General features: G+C 45.8%; 19 protein-coding genes and 1 pseudogene. 11 read left to right on the forward strand and 9 right to left on the reverse strand.

From position 1 onward, the window contains the following. Nucleotides 1–128, reverse strand: a pseudogene (locus QUB30_RS17650) (photosystem II D2 protein (photosystem q(a) protein)); the annotation flags it as partial. Nucleotides 129–331: 203 nt separating this feature from the next. On the opposite strand from QUB30_RS17650, the gene QUB30_RS17655 reads away from it, so the two are divergent. The 7 genes from QUB30_RS17655 to QUB30_RS17685 all read left to right on the forward strand — a co-directional run bounded on the left by QUB30_RS17655 (nucleotide 332) and on the right by QUB30_RS17685 (nucleotide 9,195). Then, the gene (locus QUB30_RS17655) at nucleotides 332–898 is read left to right on the forward strand and encodes a photosystem I assembly protein Ycf4 (protein ID WP_333335710.1); all 567 of its coding nucleotides are present in this window, start codon (nucleotides 332–334) and stop codon (nucleotides 896–898) included. 316 nt (nucleotides 899–1,214) lie between these two features. Next, complete coding sequence (locus QUB30_RS17660) at nucleotides 1,215–2,000, forward strand: peptidylprolyl isomerase (RefSeq protein WP_445300514.1); 786 nt, start codon at nucleotides 1,215–1,217, stop codon at nucleotides 1,998–2,000. Between the two features lie 211 nt (nucleotides 2,001–2,211). Then, nucleotides 2,212–3,483, forward strand: coding sequence for a beta-ketoacyl synthase N-terminal-like domain-containing protein (locus QUB30_RS17665; RefSeq protein WP_333335717.1), 1,272 nt, complete (start codon nucleotides 2,212–2,214; stop codon nucleotides 3,481–3,483). A gap of 338 nt (nucleotides 3,484–3,821) precedes the next feature. Then, the gene (locus QUB30_RS17670) at nucleotides 3,822–4,916 is read left to right on the forward strand and encodes an ATP-binding protein (protein ID WP_333335721.1); all 1,095 of its coding nucleotides are present in this window, start codon (nucleotides 3,822–3,824) and stop codon (nucleotides 4,914–4,916) included. Between the two features lie 196 nt (nucleotides 4,917–5,112). Then, the gene (mutL, locus tag QUB30_RS17675) at nucleotides 5,113–6,990 is read left to right on the forward strand and encodes a DNA mismatch repair endonuclease MutL (RefSeq protein ID WP_333335724.1); all 1,878 of its coding nucleotides are present in this window, start codon (nucleotides 5,113–5,115) and stop codon (nucleotides 6,988–6,990) included. A gap of 404 nt (nucleotides 6,991–7,394) precedes the next feature. Beyond that, a complete protein-coding gene (locus QUB30_RS17680; RefSeq protein ID WP_333335727.1) occupies nucleotides 7,395–8,219 on the forward strand; it encodes a transglutaminase-like domain-containing protein in 825 nt (274 codons plus the stop codon). Nucleotides 8,220–8,508: 289 nt separating this feature from the next. Further along, nucleotides 8,509–9,195 (forward strand): alpha/beta hydrolase, encoded by a 687-nt coding sequence (locus QUB30_RS17685; protein ID WP_333335730.1) that lies wholly within the window; start codon nucleotides 8,509–8,511, stop codon nucleotides 9,193–9,195. A 122-nt stretch (nucleotides 9,196–9,317) separates the two neighbouring features. On the opposite strand, the gene QUB30_RS17690 is transcribed toward QUB30_RS17685, so the two are convergent. Further along, the gene (locus tag QUB30_RS17690) at nucleotides 9,318–9,782 is read right to left on the reverse strand and encodes an SRPBCC family protein (RefSeq protein ID WP_333335732.1); all 465 of its coding nucleotides are present in this window, start codon (nucleotides 9,780–9,782) and stop codon (nucleotides 9,318–9,320) included. 147 nt (nucleotides 9,783–9,929) lie between these two features. Here QUB30_RS17690 and QUB30_RS17695 point away from each other — a divergent pair, with 147 nt between their 5' ends. Further along, the gene (locus tag QUB30_RS17695; RefSeq protein WP_333335735.1) at nucleotides 9,930–10,997 is read left to right on the forward strand and encodes a transposase; all 1,068 of its coding nucleotides are present in this window, start codon (nucleotides 9,930–9,932) and stop codon (nucleotides 10,995–10,997) included. 234 nt (nucleotides 10,998–11,231) lie between these two features. Beyond that, a complete protein-coding gene (locus tag QUB30_RS17700; RefSeq protein WP_333335738.1) occupies nucleotides 11,232–12,908 on the forward strand; it encodes a mechanosensitive ion channel in 1,677 nt (558 codons plus the stop codon). A gap of 118 nt (nucleotides 12,909–13,026) precedes the next feature. Here the strand turns inward: QUB30_RS17700 and QUB30_RS17705 are convergent, their stop codons facing one another. The 5 genes from QUB30_RS17705 to QUB30_RS17725 all read right to left on the reverse strand — a co-directional run bounded on the left by QUB30_RS17705 (nucleotide 13,027) and on the right by QUB30_RS17725 (nucleotide 19,367). Continuing rightward, nucleotides 13,027–15,669: a polynucleotide kinase-phosphatase gene (locus QUB30_RS17705; protein WP_333335741.1), complete on the reverse strand. Its 2,643-nt coding sequence runs from the start codon at nucleotides 15,667–15,669 to the stop codon at nucleotides 13,027–13,029. 9 nt (nucleotides 15,670–15,678) lie between these two features. Continuing rightward, the gene (locus tag QUB30_RS17710) at nucleotides 15,679–16,002 is read right to left on the reverse strand and encodes a type II toxin-antitoxin system PemK/MazF family toxin (protein ID WP_333335745.1); all 324 of its coding nucleotides are present in this window, start codon (nucleotides 16,000–16,002) and stop codon (nucleotides 15,679–15,681) included. After that, nucleotides 15,996–16,295 carry an AbrB/MazE/SpoVT family DNA-binding domain-containing protein gene (locus QUB30_RS17715; RefSeq protein ID WP_333335748.1) on the reverse strand — a complete coding sequence of 100 codons (300 nt, stop codon included), beginning with the start codon at nucleotides 16,293–16,295 and terminating at the stop codon, nucleotides 15,996–15,998. The genes QUB30_RS17710 and QUB30_RS17715 overlap by 7 nt, the downstream gene beginning before the upstream one ends. A 66-nt stretch (nucleotides 16,296–16,361) precedes the next feature. Further along, the gene (locus QUB30_RS17720; RefSeq protein WP_333335750.1) at nucleotides 16,362–17,756 is read right to left on the reverse strand and encodes a 3' terminal RNA ribose 2'-O-methyltransferase Hen1; all 1,395 of its coding nucleotides are present in this window, start codon (nucleotides 17,754–17,756) and stop codon (nucleotides 16,362–16,364) included. A gap of 138 nt (nucleotides 17,757–17,894) precedes the next feature. Further along, nucleotides 17,895–19,367, reverse strand: coding sequence for a GTP-binding protein (locus tag QUB30_RS17725; protein ID WP_333335753.1), 1,473 nt, complete (start codon nucleotides 19,365–19,367; stop codon nucleotides 17,895–17,897). Nucleotides 19,368–19,766: 399 nt separating this feature from the next. Between QUB30_RS17725 and QUB30_RS17730 the strand changes: the two genes are divergently transcribed. Both QUB30_RS17730 and QUB30_RS17735 read left to right on the forward strand, forming a co-directional pair. Beyond that, nucleotides 19,767–20,594: a CPBP family intramembrane glutamic endopeptidase gene (locus tag QUB30_RS17730; protein ID WP_333335757.1), complete on the forward strand. Its 828-nt coding sequence runs from the start codon at nucleotides 19,767–19,769 to the stop codon at nucleotides 20,592–20,594. 84 nt (nucleotides 20,595–20,678) lie between these two features. Further along, nucleotides 20,679–21,038, forward strand: a complete 360-nt coding sequence (locus QUB30_RS17735) for an S-layer protein (protein WP_333335760.1) — start codon at nucleotides 20,679–20,681, stop codon at nucleotides 21,036–21,038. Nucleotides 21,039–21,278: 240 nt separating this feature from the next. Here QUB30_RS17735 and QUB30_RS17740 read toward each other — a convergent pair whose 3' ends face one another. Both QUB30_RS17740 and QUB30_RS17745 read right to left on the reverse strand, forming a co-directional pair. Continuing rightward, nucleotides 21,279–21,608 carry a helix-turn-helix transcriptional regulator gene (locus tag QUB30_RS17740; RefSeq protein ID WP_333335763.1) on the reverse strand — a complete coding sequence of 110 codons (330 nt, stop codon included), beginning with the start codon at nucleotides 21,606–21,608 and terminating at the stop codon, nucleotides 21,279–21,281. A gap of 115 nt (nucleotides 21,609–21,723) precedes the next feature. Continuing rightward, the gene (locus QUB30_RS17745) at nucleotides 21,724–22,092 is read right to left on the reverse strand and encodes a type II toxin-antitoxin system RelE/ParE family toxin (RefSeq protein ID WP_333335766.1); all 369 of its coding nucleotides are present in this window, start codon (nucleotides 22,090–22,092) and stop codon (nucleotides 21,724–21,726) included. Between the last annotated feature and the right edge of the window lie 83 nt (nucleotides 22,093–22,175).

Genomic DNA, 22,175 nt, shown 5'->3' on the forward strand with positions numbered 1-22,175 from the left:
AGGTAGGCGCAGGGGAATAGCAGGATGCCAGACCAGCCTACGAAGACGAAGCGATCGCGTTTGAGCCAGTCGTCGAGGACATCAAAGATGCCTCTTTCGGTCTGGGCGCGTCCGACTGCGATTGTCATTGCGGTAAAATCCTTTTGCTTGTTAAAAGACTAAGGTTTCTAATTAAAGTTAACATAACTATATATTAGAAGTTCAGAATTTTTCAACATAATTAGCAGCAGTTGATACACAATGCCGATCGGTCGATCGCGATCTCGTCAGCGAAGCGTGACGCTCGGTGGGCTAATTGAATTAAGATTTGGCTTTAAGGCTGTTTAATTTTATGACTGCAAAAACAATGACCTCGATCGATCCTGTCCTGCGCTACCCGGTTTTGGGCTCCCGCCGCTTCAGCAATTACTGGTGGGCGACGGTGGTCAGCATTGGAGGGACTGGTTTCCTGCTGTCGGGCATTTCCAGCTACTTGCACGTTAACCTGCTGCCTTTTGCTGACCCGACTCAGCTCATTTTCATCCCCCAAGGCATTGCGATGAGTTTCTACGGTGTCTGCGGCGTGCTGTTGGCGCTTTACCTGTGGCTGACTATTCTCTGGGATGTCGGTGGCGGTTACAACGAGTTCGATCGACAAACTGGTAACATTCGGATCTTTCGCTGGGGTTTTCCCGGCAAAAACCGCAAGCTTGATTTTACTTGCAAGACATCGGACGTGCAATCTGTGCGGGTGGACATTAAAGAAGGTCTCAGTCCCCGCCGCAGTATTTATCTTAAGCTCAAAGACCGCCGTCAGTTTCCCTTGACTAGAGTCGGACAGCCGATTGCTTTGTCGGAAGTGGAAAATCAAGCGGCCGAATTGGCTCGATTTTTGCAAGTTCCCCTAGAAGGACTATAGGGATTTTCGATTTGCGATTTTAGATTTTAGATTGGTAATGTCTCGTAGGGTGCGCCGGGTCGCGCACCTTACCTACCTGGTAAGTGAAAAATATCGCTCTGCGAGTAAGCCCGTTACCAATTTTTGAATCTATCAATTAACAATACTTCGGATAGTTTTTGATTTCCAACCGTACAATAAGAGTTTCAAGGCGATTAGGCAAGTTCGCTATCCAAGGAAAATCGCAGGTTTCAGACTACGAACTAAAAACAGTTCGGACTATTGAATTAAAATCTTTAGTTGCAAAGTCCGTAATTGACTCAAAGTGAAAATACAAATGCAAATGCAAATCAAAATTCAGCGGTGGTTGTTCTCACTTTTAATAATTGGTGCGTTGTTTGTCGGAGGATGCGGTAGTTCCCCTGTGGCCAACTCTACTCCGACACCGAATCCGGCGTCAGGTGAAAATATTTCTTTGTCTCCGTCTCCGTCTCCTGCTGTTGTAGCGGCGAGTTCGCAATTTAGCAATTTGCCACGCTTGCAAGGAAAAGCAACGGTGGTGATGACGGTTAAAGGTGCTCCAATTACGATCGAACTCGACGGCACAAATGCGCCAATTACTGCGGGCAATTTTGTCGATTTGGTTCAGAAAGGTGTCTACGACGGATTGGTTTTTCACCGAGTCGTCAGGGAACCTCAGCCTTTTGTAGTTCAGGGCGGCGACCCCCAGGGTAAAGACCCTAAATTCCCTACGGCGCGGCTGGGAACTGGCGGTTTTATTGACCCAAAAACTTCTGCAGAACGCAGGATTCCTCTAGAAATTAAAGCTAAAGGTGCTGCAAATCCGACTTATAGCAAAACGCTAGAAGAAGCTGGGGTTAAGGAGAAACCCGTGTTGATGCACAGTCGCGGGGCTGTGGCTATGGCTCGATCGCAGAATCCTGATTCGGCTTCTTCTCAGTTTTACTTTACTTTGACCGATGTACCGTTTTTGGACGGCAGCTATGCGGTTTTTGGCTACGTGAAGCAAGGGATGGATGTGATTGATAAGATTGAAGCGGGCGATCGCATTGATAAGGCTACTGTTACTCAGGGTTTGGAAAATTTTAAGCCTGTTCAGTAGTCAATAGTCAGTCGTAACTCGTCATATCAATTCCGGTTGCACGATCGAGATGATTGTTGACTGTTGACGGTTGACTCGATTTTATTATTCCGATGCAACCGGAAACGATATCAGTTGTTGCTCGTTGCTTAGTAGTTAATAATTAGTTCCAATCATAAATAACTAATAACTAATAACTAATGACTAAAAATTTGGGAAGCTGAGGGCATTTGTGGATGTTGTTGTTACGGGAATCGGGCTGGTTTCTGCTTTAGGCACTCTGGATTGTAGCTGGAAAAGATTGTTGTCTGGGGAATCAGGAATTAGGCAACATCAACCTTTTATAGAAATTGAAGGGCGACCTTTGGCTTTAATTAGCACAAAACCTATCGATTTAATAACTTTAATTCGGCAGGTTTTAGCAGATGCCTTGAAAGATGCTAATTTAACTTTGCCTTTGCCTGATTGCGGGATTGCGATCGGTTCTAGCCGAGGCTTCCAGGCAAATTTGGAACAGTTGGCAAGCGAAGGAAGTTCGGCAACGAGCAATGTACGGGATGTAACGGATGGAAGAAAGACGGAAGTTGGAAGAAGTCTGAGGGAATTCGGAAGAGGGAAGTCGCAAGAAGCAAGGGAATTCCCAATTACCCATTCCCACTTCCCAATTCCCAATTCCCAATTACCGATTACCAATTCTCAATTTGTGAATTTTTTGCCTCACATGGGGGCGATGGCAGCGGCGAGGGCAATTGGTTCGACGGGGCCGGTACTGGCACCGATGGCTGCTTGTGCGACGGGTATTTGGTCGATCGCCCGCGCTGTTGATTTAATCCGCACCGGTGAGTGTCAGCGGGCGATCGCAGGTGCTGTGGAAGCGCCTGTCACGCCGCTGACTCTGGCTGGATTTAGCAGGATGGGTGCTTTGGCAAACACTGGGTGCTATCCGTTTGACGAAAATCGGGAAGGGTTTGTGCTCGGTGAAGGCGGGGCTTTATTTGTATTAGAATCCGCCGAGTTGGCAAGGCGTCGCGGCGCTAAAATCTACGGTCTAATTTCCGGTTTTGGCTTGACAAATGATGCTTGCCATGCTACTGCCCCGGCTCTGGGGGGGAAAAGTGCGATCGCGGCGGTAAATCAATGTTTGAAACGCAGTAATTTAGCGGCGGTTGATATAGATTTTATTCACGCTCACGGTACTGCAACTGAGTTAAATGACCGACACGAAGCACTGTTAATTGAGAAGTTATTTCACCGAGGAGTTGCTGTTAGTTCGACTAAGGGAGCTACGGGTCATACTTTGGGAGCTTCGGGAGCTTTGGGCGCGGCTTTTTGTTTGATGAGTATTAAAGATCAGATGTTGCCGCCTTGCGTTGGAATGAAAAAACCGGGGTTTGAATTAGATTTTGTTCACTGTGCGCGATCGGCTATTGTCAGAAATGCGGTTTGTTTAAGTTTTGGCTTTGGCGGACAGAATGCTGCGATCGTTTTATCGGGTGAGTGTTAATTTTTGCAAACTCGGTCGATCGGCATTTAAATTACACGATCTCTCTACAGTTAAAATCTTCTGAGGCGGCCCGGAGAACCCGCCCGCACATCCAATATAAATCTAAAGAATAGTACAATATTTATGTATTTTAGTCAATTAACTGAGAATTTTGGTGAGATTACTGCTGCTCCTATGCTAGTCTGGCTCTGCATCCCGACCCAGATCCTTGCGTCCAAGCCTGGGATGTCAGAAAATAGAGGCAGATTAAAGCAGCATTGTATTTTATTAACGCACCGATCCCGATCGGCGAAAATAGAAGAAAGAAACTGTTTAAATTAAGTCTCAGGTATTTTAACATGGATCTGGCATTTCATCGATTTATGTCTTATTTTGAACCAGAGCAAGCTGCTCACCTTTGCCAAATAGCTGTTTTGGAGAGTTTTGCTGAGGAAACGCTGGTTTTTGAAGAAGGAGAAACTGCGGATTTTTTATATCTAGTTTTAGAAGGTAAAGTCCAGTTTAGCAAGCGCATTGAAAACAATAAATATCAAACTGTTGCTGTCGCTAAGCCCGACGATTATTTTGGCGAACTAGGAGTTTTAGACGGAGAACCTCGCAGTGCTAGAGCTGTGGCAGTTGCCGGCTCTACTTTGGCGAAAATAGGTCGTGAAGAACTCATAAAAACTCTCCAGTTTGCTAAAGGCAGTTCGGTACTGCAAATGTTTAGTTTCATTACTAAAAATTTACGGGATACCACGGATCAATATGTTAGCCAGTTGGTACACAAACAAAAAATGGTATTAGTAGGAGAAATGGTGAGCACAATTATTCACGATTTCAAAAGTCCTTTTACCGGAATTAAACTCTCCACAGAAATCCTCAAAGAAATGCACGAAGATGAGGAAACTCAGGAGTGGTGCGAACTTATTCAATTGCAGGTTCAGCGAATGTTGGGGATGGCTGAAGAAGTATTAGAATTTTCGCGCGGTAATTCTGTATTACATAAAAAACCAGTTAATCTAATTCAGACGTTGCAGCAGTTTGAAAAGTTGAACAGAGTTTATTGCGAAGCAGCAAAAGTAGATTTGGTAGTACGGGTGACAGAAGTCATAGTGGAAGCAGACGAAAATAAGATTTTGCGCGTTTTACAAAATTTAGTTGGGAATGCGGTTGAGGCTTTTGGCGGAAGAGGGGGTCGGGTGGAGATTGCGGTGACACAAAGTCAGGAGTGGGCAGAAATTAGCATTTACGATAACGGCCCGGGGATTCCGCCGACAATTAAAGAAAAGTTATTTGAACCGTTTGTGACTTATGGCAAGCGGACTGGTACTGGGTTGGGAACGGCGATTGTTAAGTCGATCGTTGAGGCTCACAAAGGGAAAATAACTTATGAGTCGGAGGACGAAAAAGGAACAACTTTTTACATCCGCTTGCCGAAAACCAGGGCTTGAGCAGAGCCACTTTAAGTAGGTAAGGAGATATATATTGAGGACTTTCTCACTAAGCCTTAGAGACTTGGTTGATGAGTAGATATCTTGTTATCAAACAATATTTTCTAATAAACCAGGTTTAAGAGTGTAAGTCCTAATACTGTGTAGCGACTTGCAGAATCAAGTAGAATTGAATTAATGAACTGCTAAAAATCTGATGCCAGTTACTATTCAAACCTTACCCACAGAAGTTATCAACTTAATTGCCGCCGGCGAAGTCATTGACTCGATCGCCGCAGCGGTACGAGAATTAGTTGAAAATTCTCTGGATGCTGGCGCAACTCGCATTGTTGTTTCTGTCTGGCCCGAACAGTGGCGGGTGCAAGTTGCAGATAATGGTACGGGAATGGATCTGGAAAATTTGCAGCAGGCGGCTTCGCCTCACAGTACGAGCAAAATTACCACTGAAGCAGACCTTTACAAAATTGCTACTTTGGGATTTCGCGGGGAAGCTTTGCACAGTTTGTCTCAGTTGGGCTGTTTGGAGGTTTTGAGCCGATCGAATGATTTGGGATTGGGGGAGTTTTCGGACAATCGAGAGTCGGCACAAACCCCCGCCAAATCATCCTTTAACAAGGGGGGAATTGAAAATGCTCGATCGGGCTGGCGGGTGGTTTACAACAACGCGGGCGTTGCTGTGGAGGTGGAAACAGCGGCGATCGCTCCGGGTACGGTGGTGACTGTTGATAATTTGTTTGGCAATTGGCCTGTGCGCCGCAGTTTTTTGTCACCGACACAGCAAATGCGATCGATTCAATTAACCCTTCAGCAAATTGCTATTTGTCACCCGCACGTTAATTGGCAGTTGCGTCAAGGAAATACGCCTTGTTTGCACGTAACTCCTGGTAGCACAGCGGAACACATTTTACCTCAATTTGTGCGCGGCGTGCGATCGAGCGATTTGCAGTATTTAAAGTTAGATTTGCCTGCCAGTCCTGCAAATAATAAAGCAGCAAATTTAGTGATAGAAACTCAACTTGTTGGAGCGACAGTTAAGCCTAATTACCAATTACCCGTTGCCAGTTCCCAATTCCAAATGCCTAATTCCCAGCGTTTGGAGTTAGTAATTGGTTTGCCCGATCGCTGTCACCGCAGGCGGCCGGATTGGGTGAAAGTTGGGGTAAATCGGCGAGTTGTGCGATCGCCCGAATTAGAGCAAACTATTCTCAGCGCCTTTGCCCGCACTTGTCCGCGCGATCGCTATCCAGTCTGTTTTGTTCACCTGCAAATCTCCCCCTCGGAAATCGATTGGAACCGCCACCCGGCTAAAGTAGAAATTTATCTGCACGATCCGAGTTTTTGGCAAGAACAAATTAGCGCGGCAATTGCTCGTGCTTTGCACCTGAATGATGAGGTTTTGCCTGCTGCCCCAATTCCCGAGCGAGTGGGACAATTGCTGAAGGCATCGGAACAAAAAAGTGCTTACAGTGTCGGGATTTCGGCTAGGCAGAATGATGGCGGCGGTGAAGAGGAAAAAGCTGATCAAATAGGATTGATGGAATTGAGGGCGATCGCTCAAGTTCACAATACTTACATTGTTGCGGAACATTCCAGCGGAATGTGGTTGATAGAACAGCACATCGCTCACGAGCGCGTTTTGTACGAGCAATTGTGCGCGGCTTGGCAGTTAAAATGTCTAGAAAAACCAGTGATTCTCAGTCAGTTATCGGCGCTGCAAATAGACAATTTATCCCGCTTGGGTTTGGAAGTAGAAACTTTTGGCGAACAGCTATGGGCCGCCCGCGAAGTTCCTGAATTGTTAGCAGATCGAGATGACTGTGCTGATGCGCTTTTTGAACTCAGTAAAGTCGCAGATTTGCAAGCGGCTCAAGTTGCGACTGCTTGCCGCACTGCTATGAAAAACGGTACTCCTTTAAATCTTTTGCAAATGCAGAATTTGTTGGATGAATGGCAGAAAACTCGCAATCCGCGCACTTGTCCTCACGGCCGCCCTATCTATTTTGCTTTGGAAGAATCGACTTTGGCTCGGATTTTTCGCCGCAGTTGGGTGATTGGCAAAAGTCACGGGATTTGAAAGTTATTTTGATATCGGATGACGTTCACTTCAGTCTGGCTCGATTCCAAAAAAATATATCGTGAAGCTTTATTAAAAATAGTAGCTGATTTAGGTAAAAAAACTTAGAATCTATTAAAATTTAAAGAATGCACTCTTTTAAATATCTTTTGGGCAACAGGCAAGATGCCTGTTCCACAAGAAAAAATAACTATTTTACCATAAAAAAGGTTAATTGTACTACAAAAAGCTGCAACAGGCAAGATGCCTGTTCCACAAGAAAAAATAACTGTTTTACCATAAAAAAGGTTAATTGTACTACAAAAAATGCCTGTTTACCCGAATAATCTTTGTTGTGGAACAGGCATCTTGCCTGTTCCTGATATTAGTCCAACAAGTAAATTAAAAATAAATCAATAATAAATATGGATTTTCCGATCGCCCGACAACTCTTTTATCGAGAAATAAATCAGCCTGATGGCTCGATCGACCTGGCGAAAGCTGCTCTTTATATGGCTTTGGAAGAATACCCAAATTTAGAGCCAGAGGAGTATCTCAACGCTCTCGACACGATCGCAGATGAAGTGCGCGATCGCCTGCCGGCACAGAATTATCCGCTGCGGATTATTCAAACTATTAACGGCTATTTATACGGGGAGTTGCAGTTTGCGGGCAATGATGTTGATTATTACGACCCCCGGAATAGCTTTTTGAATGAAGTGATCGATCGGCGTACTGGCATTCCGATATCTTTATCTTTGGTTTATTTGGAGGTTGCTAAGCGCATTGATTTTCCGATGGTGGGAATTGGGATGCCGGGACATTTTTTAATTAGACCGGATTTTGAAGATGCTGGTATTTTTGTTGATGCGTTTAACGGCGGCGAGATATTGTTTCCTGAAGATTGTCAAGCCAGACTTTCTCAAATTTACGGTCAACCGATGGAGTTGCAGCCGACTTTTCTAGCCCCGGTAAGTCGCCGGCATTTTTTGGGGCGAATGCTGGGAAATCTGAAGGCGATTTACTTGCAGCAGCGAGATGCTGTGAGGGTACTTTTGGCGATCGAACGGATTTTGCTGCTGTTTCCCGATGCGCTGGGGGAACGGCGCGATCGCGGAATTCTCTACTATCAAGTTGGCCGCTTGACCGAGGCGCGCCACGATTTGGAAATATACCTGAGAAAAGCTCCGAATGCTGCTGATGCTGCTACAATTCGCCAATTGCTCGATTGGCTCGATCGGGATCTTTGAACTTAAATTCCGTATATGTCGCACACTATAAGACGTGAAAGCGACACTCAATCAACTGCTGTCCGACGACCAAATCTCGCTTTTATAAGTTTTGCAAAGCTCTATCAAATTATCGCCCCTGTGCTACTAACATATAAGCGTTCGATTGACACCTATCTTTTGATAGGTTAAATTTGCTTGACATGACTGTAAAATCATAGGTCATTTACGGAAATCCCGACTCCACTTTCCCGACTGATACCCGCACAGACGATCGAAAAAGTATTTTGACGTAAAGAGGCACAAACTCATGAACTTTCAGTTTCAACAAGGTTATCTCAACGGAATGCAACCGCTGTCAGCCCATTTAGCCAAAAGAATGTCAAAGTCTTTATCATTAGGTTTGGCGCTTTTGCTGGGAACAAGTGCAGTATTCCTCAGCAGCGGCAAAGCCTTTGCATTAGACAATGTTACCGTAAAATACGGTGCTGTTGACGTAACTTTACCGATGAGCGACTTGCAAAGCTTTGCACAAACAGGCAAAGCATCATCTCAACTGCAAAGCGTACTGAGTCTTGCGAAACAAACTCCCGAGTCGGTGCGCGAAATATTAACCCGAGAAGTGCCTTTAGATTCCCAATTAGTAGGGCGGCTGGCAAGCACTTATTTTGGGGAAATTGTTTTCAAACAATTGGGCGAGGTTGCTTATACGCCGGCAACTCGGACTCAAAGCGCGCCGGCACTTCGCGATGCTTTAGTCGCAGCTTCCAAAGATGGCAAAATATCACTGATAGAAGTGATGCAAAATTACAGCCCTCCGGCCTTAGAAGTTGACGGGAATCAAGCTATGGCTATCTACGATCGAGTAATTAAAGACGTGCAAGATTTGCAAGCTTTGTATCAGAATTCCCCGGCTTTACAAAATACCGCAGGCCAAGCGGTGAATTCCGCCAGACAAATGATTTGTCAGCCCAGTCCCTCGGGAAGTGCGAAGTAAATAACTGAAGTTGCAGGGAATTGGGAATTGGGGATTGGAAATTGGGAACTGCTGCTTTTTTTCCCTATTAGCTCTCGTTTTCAGCTATTGCCAATTACCAATTACCAATTACCCATTACCCATTACCCATTACCCATTTTTTGAGATAATTGCTCGGCTACCCGTTTGAGCCGGCGGAGTTGGTCTTTCATATCTTTCTGCGTCCAAGGGGCTGCAAAGCGATTGAAACCAAATCTAATTAAAGGATTGGGAATTTGAAATTCAAAGCGGTTAATCAAGAGAGTTCCTTGAATTTGGGGCTGGCATTCCCAGCGATCGCATCCTTTGAAAAATCCGTCAAACCCCCAAACAATTAAACCGGGTTGTCGCTCCAACACAACACTCTCTAAAGTGGGTTGCAAAACCGGAATTTTTATGATAAATAAGCTCCGACTTCCTACAGCAGTATCCCATTCGCCCTGGGGCTGGCAGCGCAGCAGGGGATTGAGCCACTTGTGCATTAAAGTGCGATCGACTATACACTGCTCGACCAGAGTAGCAGCAGCGCGAATTTCAATGGATTGCTCGAAAACTTGACGAATTGACATGAGAACCTGCAACAAGGAGGGTATTACAAAACTTTGCTTACTTGATAGTCATTTATTTACTTGTACCGTCAATTTTTCCAGAAATTAAAAGATTGACACACTCATAAATACAGTGTATCATCTTGAATTAAAGTATATATACCAATTATGCAGCTAATCGAAAGGCACGTCATTAAACCAAATCATAGGTTTTATAGAGAAGCCGATCGACTGTCTTGGCTGTGCAAAAATCTTTACAACAGCGCTAACTACATCTACCGTCAAAACTTTTTCGCTACCCAACAAACAAACGCTCTGGCTGTCGATCGCGCGCTTAAAACAAATATTGATTACAAAGCACTGCACGCAAAGGTAGCACAAAGCACCCTCGGCTTAGTCCTCAAAGCATGGAGTAGGTATTATCTGGCGATGCGAAAGTATCAAGAAGACCCAACTACATTTAAAGCAGCACCGCAAATCCCTCATTATAAAGGTTCAAGAGAGCGAAAAATAGAGGACGGGCGCTATGTAGTTGTATTTAATTGTCAAGCTGTCAGCAAAAGAGCCTTAAAAAAAGGATATGTTCGCCCCTCTGGGACTAATATTTGGTTGCCCTCAAGAGTCACCTCGATTCGGGAAATCCGGATGGTTCCCAAAGTAGGTTGTTATGGGGTCGAGGTGCTCTATGAGAAGTTAGAACAGCCTTTACAAGTAAATCAGAGAGTAGCTGCCATAGATTTAGGATTAAACAATCTGGCAACATTAACCTACAATGTTCTTGGGTTAGTACCCACAATCTACGACGGACGGGGTGTTAAGTCAACCAATCAATACTGCAATCAAGTTTCAGCGGCATTGAAATCATTGCTGCCCGCAGTGCAAAACAACAGTAAAAAACTTGCCAAATGCTGGCACAAGCTTAACTGTAAAGTGGATTATTACTTCCACACGACGAGTTCCGCAATTATTAAAGAACTCGTCAATCATCAAATGGGCTTGCTGGTTATAGGCGGGAACCAGGATTTAAAAGAGGGGATTAATACTGGTTTGATTAAAAATCAAAATTTTGCCTGTATTCCCCAGCGCCGATTTCGCCAAATATTGCAGTACAAAGGACAACTTGCGGAAACTCAAGTTGGGTTAGTTGAGGAGAGTTACACATCCAAATGTTCGGGTTTGGATTTGGAACCAATTCAACAACATTCCGACTACATTGGCAGTAGGGTAAAAAGATGATTGTTCAGAACCAAAACTGGAGGATTCATAAATGCCGATGTGAAAGGTTCTTGGAATATTGGCCCAAAAGCAGTCGGAGATGGGTCGATCCCAAATTCGATAGAGGGTTTTGTAGTTAACCCAGTACGATTAAAAGTGTACAAACATTAAATTTAGGCGATGTCTAGATTTTTTGGAACTATTATTAAAGTTTCGTCTTCTCCTTGTCAAATCTGACGTTAACCTGAGAAAAAAATGAATGAAACTTGGCAAGAAATAACTCAACCGATATCGGGCCCCATAGCGGCTTTGTCCGATCGCATTTTGGCCCAGGCCCAGCCCGGGAATCCGCTGACAGATGCCGAACGCGGAATTAACAATTTCATTCAGGGCTCAAACATTGAAAATCTCATCTGGGCCGTCGGTATCCTGCTCATTGGCTTGATAGTATCAGCCCTCGTGTCTTCTGTAGTCGGGGGATTGCTCAAGAAGACTACGATCGACAACCGGCTGGCTGCTTGGATTACCGGTCGCCCGGAAGGAGCTGGAGCCCCCCAAGTGGAAAAATGGATTTCCGCAGCGGTGTTCTGGATCATTTTTGTCTTTTTCCTAATTGCCTTTTTCAACCGGCTGAATCTAACGGCTGTCTCGCAACCCCTCAATACTTTTCTGAATCAAATTACCGGTTTCTTGCCGAAGTTAGCCGGCGCGCTAATTTGGTTGGGGATTGCTTGGGTGTTGGCAACTGTAGCCAAAATGGCCGTATCGCGGGCGATGCGGAGTTTTAGCGTGGACGAGCGGTTGAATCAGGAGGTGGGCGCAGCGCCCACTGAGCGCCCTTTGCTGCTGAGCGATACTGTGGCGAATGCGCTGTACTGGTTCATTTTTCTGCTGTTTTTGCCGCTGATTCTCGACTCGCTGGAAATGCAGCAGGCTCTGCTGCCGGTTAATAATTTGCTCAACCAAATCCTGGCGGCTATTCCGAAAATTCTGGAAGCTGTGCTGATTGGGTTTGTGGGCTGGCTGCTGGCTATGGTGGTGCGGCGGATTGTCACAAATCTGTTGGCTGCTGCTGGGGCGGACAGTTTGGGCGCTCGATTTGGAATTTCGCGGACTTCAGGCGGACAATCGCTGTCTTGGATTGTCGGGACGATCGTCTATGTTTTGATTTTGATCCCAACGGCGATCGCAGCTCTCAACGCTTTGGACATTCAGGCGATTTCCCAGCCGGCAGTCGCGATGCTCAACGACATTTTGGGCGCGGTTCCTAAAATCTTCACGGCAGCGCTGATTCTGGCGGTTGCTTACATTTTGGGGCGCTGGGTAGCCGATTTGGTTACTAATATCCTGACGGGAATTGGCTTTAACAATGTCTTTTCTTGGTTGGGAGTGCAGCCACCGAAACAGCAACTGAGGCTACCGCGGAGTTCGATCGATCCGGAGGCAACAATACTTCAGGAACCCGAACTTCCAGCCCGCACGCCTTCTGAGTTTGTCGGCATTGTGGTGCAGGTGACGATCATTCTGTTTGCTGTGGTGGCGGCTACCGACGTGCTGCAGATTCCAGCGCTGACGGCGATTGTTAGCGGTATTGTGCTGGTTGCAGGCCGGGTGCTAGCCGGTTTGGTGGTATTTGCGATCGGCTTGTATTTGGCGAATCTGGCGTTTAGTTTGATTGCCAGTTCTGGAACTCGCCAAGCGCGGCTTTTGGGCCAAACGGCTCGGATCGCGATTATTGCTTTTGTTGCGGCCTTGGCGCTGCAACAAATGGGCATTGGCAGCGATATTGTGAATTTGGCTTTCGGGCTGCTGCTCGGGGCGATCGCAGTTGGCATTGCTCTAGCTTTTGGTTTGGGCGGGCGCGAGATTGCGGCCGACCAAATTCGCGAATGGTTAGCGTCGTTTAAACAAGATAAGACGCCGCGTTTGTAACTCTATAAAAAGGCGTTTGTACTTGACAAACGCCTTTTTTTTATGCTTAATTTCATTACCGTCAGGCATCTCATCCCCGAAGAAGTGTGATAGGGAGCGTAAGTCCTATGGAATAAATTTACAGCCTCGGATCGACAGGTTCGCTCTCCATCGCTAAAACTCCGAAAACGCACTCGTGAACTCGTCTCAGTGGAGCACCCGCAACAAATCTCTCCAATGCTTCTACACCGAGAGCAAACTCTCGCAACGCCAAAGAACGCTTGCCGGAAAGGCCGCGCGATCGCAATTTTTCTAAATGTTCCGGCAAAGAATATTCCAGACCGTAAATAATTCGCAAATACTCTTTACCGCGACATTTCACCGCAGGCTGTACGAGTCCTTTGCTATTTTTCACAATAAAATCCATTGGTTTAACAACCATTCCTTCGCCTCCCGCCGCCGTCAGTTTTTCCCACCATTGAATCCCTGCGAATCTGCTGTCAAAATCGCCAATTTCAACTATTTTGTATTCAGTAGCTAACAGAAATTCAGGGTCAGCTTTACAAATTTGTGAAATCTGTTCCATGTGCCAACAGTGATTTTTGTCAGTGTGAACAGTTCCCTCAGTTGCCAAGATGTGGAAAGGCGCTAATTTGAGGTCTAAGAGCGATTTCACTGGCCAGCAGTAGCGCTGATAAGCCTGAACATAGCGATCGGCTAGTTCGGCTCGCTCTTGATAGCTGGTTAGCAAAGAATTAATTTCAACTCCCCGCTGTTTTGCCTGTTCTAAGTTCTTAATCGCCTCCGCAAAGCCGTGACGAGATGCTGTTCCCACCGCGGCGTATTGCTCTTTCAATAAACCTTGAGCTTTGGCTGACCAAGGCATTAATTCGCAGTCCAAACACACCCAATCGGTTTGAAATTTCTCCCAAAAATTGCTCGCAGTGAGAGCGACATTTACCCGCGCTAAAAATTCTCTTTCTAAGGTAGAATTATCGAAAAAATGCCGTCCCGTGCGGGTGTAGCAAATGCCCACACTCTCGCTGAGAATGCCAAAGCGGCGTAAAGCTGCCGGTGCGTCGCGGCACACGATCGCAACTGCACGGGAACCCATGTGCTTTTCTTCGCACACAACTGTCGGTATGCCCTGCTGTTGGTAGTAGCTAAATGCTTCGGCTGGATGTTCTAAAAGTCCTGGTTCGTTGGAGGTAGCAGCGGGAGACATTGTGGGCGGCAAATAAATCAGCCATTTGGGATTGGCGGCAAACCGACTCATTACTTCTAGGGCGGCGATCGCATTTTCTTCTTTAATCGTAATGTTACTTTGCAGGCGAGTTGAAATAATGCGTTTTCCGAGTACGTCGCTAATGTCCAGTACGTCATCAAACTGCTGTTGGGCGGTGAGATTCACTGCCGCCAAACCGCTATTGATAACGGGTGAATTCAGGTCTCTACTGTTAAGTGGAGGTGGGCTGTCTTGAAATGCGATCGGTTTGGCAGGTTCGCAGTAAATTCTAGCAGCAGGAACGCTGACAAATTCTCTTTCGGGATACCGCAAAGCTGTGAGTTTGCCTCCGAAAACGCAGCCGGTGTCAATATCAACAGTATTGTTCAACCATTCTGTTTCTGGAACGGGGGTGTGTCCGTAAACAACCGCTGCCTGACCTCGATATTCGGCGGCCCAATTGTAGCGGACGGGCAAGGCGAATTCATCGATTTCGCCAGTTGTTTCTCCGTACAAGGCGAAATCTCGAATGCGGCGCGATGCGCGTCCCTGAAATTCAGCTTTCATCCCGGCGTGGGCGACGACTAATTTTCCGCCATCAAGCACGTAATGCCCGATCAAACTATCTAAAAATTGGCTAATTTCTCGTACTGCTGATTCGCGCAATTCATCGGGTAAAGCGGCAATTTCTGCTAAGGTTTGTTCGAGTCCGTGGTTGATTTTGACATTTTTGCCGTTGAGTTTTCGCAGCAGTTTGATGTCGTGATTTCCAGGCACACACAAAGCTGTTTCTGCGAGTACCATGTTTCGCACGAGTTTGAGGGTGTCGAGAATGCGCGGGCCCCGATCGACCAAATCGCCCAAAAACACGGCTTTACGGCCCTCCGGGTGCGCGTAGGTGGGAAAATTCCCCAAATCGGATTCGCTGGATTTTTCGATAATTTGATAGCCCAACTGTTGCAGCAATTGTTCCAATTCGTCGCAGCAGCCGTGAACGTCGCCGATGATGTCAAAAGGGCCGCTGTCACCTTTGCGATTGTTCCACAAAGGTTGTCTCTCGACTTCCACCGCGTCGATTTCCTCTGGGGAACGCAGGACGTAAATGTAGCGAAATCCTTCCCTATCTAGAGATTTGAGCGATCGCTTTAAATTCTGAACGTGGCGGCGGATTACATGATTTCCAAAATTCCGGTTTGCACGTTGTTGATTGCGATCGCCACACAATTTTTCTGGTAAATCTAGCACAATAGCAACCAAAAAGCAATGGTATTTTCGGGCTAATTCCACCAAAGATTTGCGGCTTTCCGGCTGAACGTTAGTGGCATCAATCACAGTTAGCTTACCTGCAGCCAGACGTTTAGCAGCGATTAAATGCAATACTTCAAAAGCATCAGCGGTGGCCGCTTGATTGTTTTCGTCGTCGGAAACCAGACCGCGGCAGTAATCCGAGGAAATGATTTCTGTAGGTAGGAAATGCTGCAGCGCAAAGGTGGATTTGCCGGAACCGGATGCACCAATTAGAACGACTAGAGATAGTTCGGGAAGCGTAATTTTCATTTAATATTATTATTCAGCAAACATCTCTACCAAAGTATCTAAAACTGCTTTTTGTTCGTCAGCGCTGATTTGACCGAGATATTCATCTAATCGATTTTTGTCAACAGTCCGAATTTGATCGAGGACGATTTGCCCATCTTTGCCTTGAAAATGACAATCTATGCGGCTGGGATATGGTCGCGGTTTCGTTGTCATTGGAGCAATGATGACAGTGGCAATGCGCTTGTTCATCTCATCTGGTGAAATCACCAAACAAGGTCTAGGTTTCTTAATTTCACTGCCAACAGTGGGATTAAGGTTAACTCGAAAAACATCAAAACGTTTGACTACCATTGCCACTCAAGCTCCTCCCACTCCGTAGTGGTGACATCATCAAGAAGGACATCATCATGTTGCTCTGCCATTTTTGCGAACGCTTCCTCCCAGCCGGCACGCGGTTTTGGGGCTCCAGAAATGACGAACCAGCCGGCACCCGGTTTCTGGGCTGCACGAATGACGATCCGATCGCCCTGAACTTCAATTTCTACTGCTCCGCTAATACCAATTTGCTCTAACCAAGATTGGGGAATGTGAATGCCCTGAGAATTGTCAATTTCAACGATCCGGGTTTGAATAGGTTTACTCATAGCTGAAGCCTGCATTTTTCCAAGTTTAACTATATTGTAAACACAAATAGACTGTCGGTATTATTTTCAATTGGCGAATATTGCCATTTGCGTAGGCGAACCTACTTCTAAATCTTCGGTTCCCACACAACGAAACTCTACCCCACAGCCAAACCGTTCGGCAACCCCTTTCGCCCAAGTTTGAAATTCGGCTCTTGTCCACTCAAAGCGGTGATCCCGGTGGCGAAATTTGCCCGCTGGCAAGTTTTCAAACCTAACGTTATATTCAATATTTGGAGTTGTGACGATCGCACTTTTGGGTCGGATAAATTCAAACAAAACCCGCTCAAAAGCAGCTAAGCGTTCTAAATCCAAATGTTCGATCACTTCAATTACCGCCGCCGCATCAAAACCAGTTAAGCGGCTGTCCCGATAAATTAGCGAACTTTGAATTAGTTGAATGCGAGATTGTTTTGCGGGAGACAATCGATCGATTTGCAAGCGTTCCCTGGCAATTTCCAATGCACGAAAGGACACATCGACGCCTGTAATTTGTTCGATCGAGCTTTCTTTCAAAAGCAATTTCAGCAGTTTTCCCTCACCGCAGCCCAAATCTACCACACGCTTAGCACCACTTTGCTTTAAAACCTCCGTCACAGCTTCCAAACGCTGTTGATTCAAGCTAATTCGCTGTTCTAAAACTTCCTCTTCTTGCTGATGAGAAACTTCGCTCTCCTCAGGGTCGATATTATCTTCTTCTGCTAACTGTGCCACAGCAATTCGCGTCAGACGGCGCTGGCGTTTCAGATAGCGGTTGGCAATTTGTTCGCGGGCGGGATGCGCGTTCAACCAACCTTCGCCGTGATGCAATAACTTCTCGATTTCATCATCGCCCACCCAATAATGTTTGTCGTCATCCAACACGGGAATTAGCACGTAAAGATGGCTTAACAAATCCGCCAAACGAACAGTATTTTGCAGTTCCACAGAAAAATAAGGACTCGCGCCCCACTCGGGAAATTGCTCGTCAAGAATCAGGGGTTTTGCTGCGACTTGATAGCCAAGCGGTTCAAACATTTGCCGCAGGAACTTCTCGCCACCGCGACAGGGCAAAACCGACAGATTAACTGTCAAAGGAATAGCTGTTTCTGCGAGTTCTGGGCGGTCTTTGCAGCGCCCGGATAGAGCTGTACTAAAGACTTTGGCGAGGGCGACAGACAGAAACGAAGAGGCAACGTAGGGGCGATCGTTCACGTATTGTTCGAGAGGGCGATCGCCCGATTTCGACTTGCCCCGCACCAAACCAACCGGATCGACATCTAACAGTAAAGCTGCCGTGCACCTTTCTGCATTTGCCTCTGGATAAAACACGCTGGCTTGCCCGAAAGTCATCGGAAAGGATTGATGGCGATCGGGATGTTTGTGCAGCAAATAACCTAAATCTGTAGCAGGTACGCGAGTTGTAGAAATGGTTAGTAACATAATATTAGGAATTTGGCATCGGGCATCGGGCATCGGGCATTGGTTATTGGTAGTTCCTCACACATAACAAATAACTACTCACGGTCGATAATTAATCCGTGTATCCGTGTCAAAATCCGTGTCGTGCCTTCCTTCTTCTCACTGAACTTTCTGTTTATCCACACTTCCCAAATCCAACTTAGCGCGCAACTCCTCCTTAATCCGATTTAAAATAGAATCCTCATCCAAAGAAGACAAAATCTTGCTCACCACAGCCTTTGGTCCATCATCTCCCCAAGAAGCACCATTAGCCAAATAAGCCTTAGTAACTTGACCGATTCCGTAGGAAGAAACCCCCGCGATCGCAGCTTGCGTCACCGCCACAGACAAATAAGGCCCTAAAGCCAAACCCCCCGTCGCCGGCGTCGCCAAACCCAACAATCCTTTCAACGAGCTCAAACCAAAATTAGCCAATAATTCACCCGCAGTAATTCCCCCCATACTAATCGCAATCTTTTGCAGCAATTCCACCGCGCCCGCTTCCGTCATCGCAATGCCGTAAACTTTAGATAAAGTTAATATCATCACCACATCAATTACCGCACCGCTAAGAATATCAACTACAGTAATTGGATTAAGTGCGATCGCCACAGCTTTCGTCATTACCCCGTTCCAGATAATGCGATTAGCCGCGTCATCTCGAATCTCCATTTTTCGCTGCACCAACTGCTCGTTAATATCCCCCGCACAGAGCATCGTATTCAGCGCGACCAAAGATTTGCCTTCCCGGTCTAAAATCTCCAAAATTTTTAATTTTAAATCTTGCACTTGTGGCAAACTGCGAGTCATTTGCACGCCCGTACTTCCGTCGGGACGGCGCACCGCCCTCGCCGTCAAAGGCGAAGCCGCCGCCATCACAATTTCATCGGGAGACAACAATTCTCTCACGCGATCGTCTCGAATTTTATGATAAATTGCCAGCCTGTCTGCATCCGGATACTGGTCAATTTTATTAAACACTAATAACATCGGTTTTCCGGCTTCGCGCAACTGCGAAAGTGCTGCGTATTCCACCTTTGTAATGTCGCCAGCAACTACAAACAAAATCAAATCTGCTTGTTGAGCAACGCGGCGGGCTAAAAGTTCGCGAGTTTCGCCGTCAACTTCATCTATTCCCGGAGTGTCGATTAATTCAACTTGCGACAAACGGTAAATCACTGGCGAAAGTCGTAGCGTAGCGGGGCGTAAGCCATCGGGCAAATTCTCATCAATTCCCTCTCCGACATCCCACTGGCCAATAGTCGTGGTGCGAGTCACCCCGTGAGTCGGGCCAGTTTCAAACACATTTTGACCTAGCAGCGCGTTCAAAACCGAAGATTTTCCCCTTCCCACCATTCCAAACACAGCTATTTGCACGCAAGCGCGCTCTAGCTTGTCGAGCATTTTCTCCAACCCGCCAATTTCCGGTTCTAGTCCAGTTCGCTCTTGAACTGTCAAGTCGAGATTTTCTACTATATCTCGCAGAGCATCTTTAGCGTGGCGCAGGTTGAGTTCTGCCTGAATGTCTGCGAAGCTTAAAATTGTGTCATCTAATTCGCGATCGACATTTGAAAAATCCGAGGCTTCAGTCATTGTTACCTGATGTTATAGCTTTGCTTCACTTAAAGTTTCAACCGATATGATGCCATTCTAGCTTTTTCCGTCTGCTTTGTACATTCTCTCGGATTTATCCAACTCTAACTCTCGGATTTACTCAAGCCTGACTCTCGGGTTTACCAAATTCTAACTCTCGGATTTACTCAAGCCTGACTCAGCCAAAAGTTCTCGCATTCACCCGCAAGCCCGCCGGGGATTTAAATCCCCGTCTTATAGCAAAAGTCGGTTAAAACCGACTGCCAACCTAAATTAGATTGTGATAAATTTCAGTCCTCTTTGAGAGGACTTTCGCTATGAGACAGGGTTTTTTAACCCCTGTCGGACTGTCCGACAGACCAATAAGCCGATTTACCCAATTTCAACTCATTTACAACAATGATTAACCCTCTCAAAATCGCCAGTTATCCATTTCTTTTACGTGTAATAATTTTCCTATTAATCTTGCTAGGAATTTGGCTGCCGCTAGCAGCACCAATTTATCTCTTAGTTAAAGATAGTAACCTAGCAACTATTCTGACAATGGGATTGTTGTTTACTGAGTTTCTGTTCCTAGTGCCGCGCTGGGGAAAACAGGTTTACGGACAAACCCAATTACTCAAAAGTTATGGTTTAATCAATACGCGAAAAAACGGTTTTGAGCTTTTAATTGGATTGGCGATCGGGCTTTTGCTCACTTTCAGCTTATTTGCGGTGCAAGGGCTGTTCGGCTTAGTCGCGTGGCAAAATTCTGATAATTTGCCGAGAATCATTGCAGAAGGGCTGTTAAGCGCCCTTGGAGTCGGTTTTGCCGAGGAGTTGGTATTCCGGGGTTGGTTGCTGGACGAGTTGCAGCGGGATTACAATAATAGAATATCTCTGTGGGTGAATAGCCTGGTGTTTGCCCTATCTCATTTTATCAAACCTGTCGCGGCAATGCTGGGGAGTTGGCCGCAGTTTCCGGGGTTGTTGTTGCTGGGTTTGATTCTGGTTTGGGGAAAAAGATCGCGCCAAAATCGCCTCGGTTTGTCGATCGGGCTTCATGCAGGTTTAATCTGGGGATATTACATCATTAACATCGGGCAGTTAGTGCGATATTCGGCATCGGTTCCCGACTGGGTGACAGGAGTTAACGGCAATCCGCTAGCTGGGGCGATCGGGCTGTTGTTTTTGAGTGTCTTTGCCTTGGGAATGCGAAAAATGTCTGAACATTCCAAAGGTTTGTAGTAAGGACGAAGAGTCCTTATTTCCCACAACTTTCAGGACTAAAGTCCTCACTACCACCCAACTTATTCAGAAATTTATAAACTTATGAAAATCAGCATCTTTGGCACTGCTATACTGTTAACTTCTACAGGTTTGCTAGCTCCGGCAAATGCACAAACTACCGCTCAACTCAAGCCAAATAATTCTTTAGTTCAAGTGCAGCCAGCGCGAGAACAAATTCTCAATGCTTGCGTGCAGAATCAGGTTGAAACCCTGCCAAATCCTTTTACCGATGTACCTTCCAATCACTGGGCTTACAAAGCTGTTTTGACAATGTATTATTGCGGGGCTTACCGAGAAGGGACGCCACCTGCTTTAATTAAAGAATCACTGGAATCGGGACCTCCTACTAGAGAAAGTTTGCCTTCCCGATTCCCTTTTCCCTTCCCATTCCTCAGATTTTAAAACTCAGCGGCAGGCAACGCCAGAACAAATTCTCCCTGCTTGCGTGGAGAATCAGCTTGAAACCCTGCCCACTGCTTTTATCGATGTACCTTCTGATCACTGGGCTTACAAAGCTGTTTTGACAATGTATCATTGCGGGGCTTACCGAGAAGCGACGCCACCTGATTTGCTCACAAACCGCCGATTTATAAAAGTGAATGCAAAGAAGGTGAATCATACAAAAAAGTGACTATTCCGATATCAGATGCTAACAACACTAATCCCTGCGGTTGCGGGCGATTCGAGCGTTTGCTTCACCACAATTTGCACATCGCACCCTAACGCATTTAAAAATCGAAACAACCTTTCTGTTGAAAAACCTGTCAGCTTTCCTCTCATCAACGCTGACACCTTTGGCTGGTCAATTCCTAATACTTCTGCTGCTTGAACTTGATTCAGTTTCCTTTGACTAACGATTTCAGTTATCTGGCGTACCAATTCAGCCTTCATCAGCATTTCATCAGAATTAGGCATACCCAAATCAGCAAATATATTGCCACTACTAACTTGAATATCGATCTCCTTACTCATGATTTCCCCCTTTTTTACTTGGTCTTAGTTATTTCTGAAAAAGTAGTGATAAGAAGCCGTCTATTTCCAGCTTATTTAGAAATATAAGCTACTCTTATCACTACTGATTCCAGTCTTACTTACTCTTGAACTCTTCGTAATGTTCTTGAGCTCGTTTTAGCCTCTCTTGGATTAACTTAATATCTTGTTGCGGTGTAGCAATTCCTTTTTTAGACTTTTTCTGGAAAGCGTGCAAAACATACACTGTATCTCCAAATTTTACCGTGTAAACAGCTCGATAGGTATCCCCATCATAGTCATCGGTAATTTCTAAAACTTTTGCACCTCCAAACCCTTTGAGAGGTTTAGCAGATTGGTGTTTTCCTCCTGTTTGTGCTAGATACAGAGCATAGCCCATCATGTCATGTACATCTTCAGGAAATTCTCTAAGATCGTTCAGAGAACTTCCAATCCATACAACAGGTTGGACAGATATTTGTGTCATTTTTATAGTATTTTATTAAGAATTTTATATAGTTTTGAGTGATATTTGTGTCAGTTTTACAGTATTTTATTCAGAATTTTCTC

Origin of the sequence: Microcoleus sp. BROC3, from assembly GCF_036702515.1 — a bacterium.
Taxonomy (GTDB): Bacteria; Cyanobacteriota; Cyanobacteriia; order Cyanobacteriales; family Microcoleaceae; genus Microcoleus.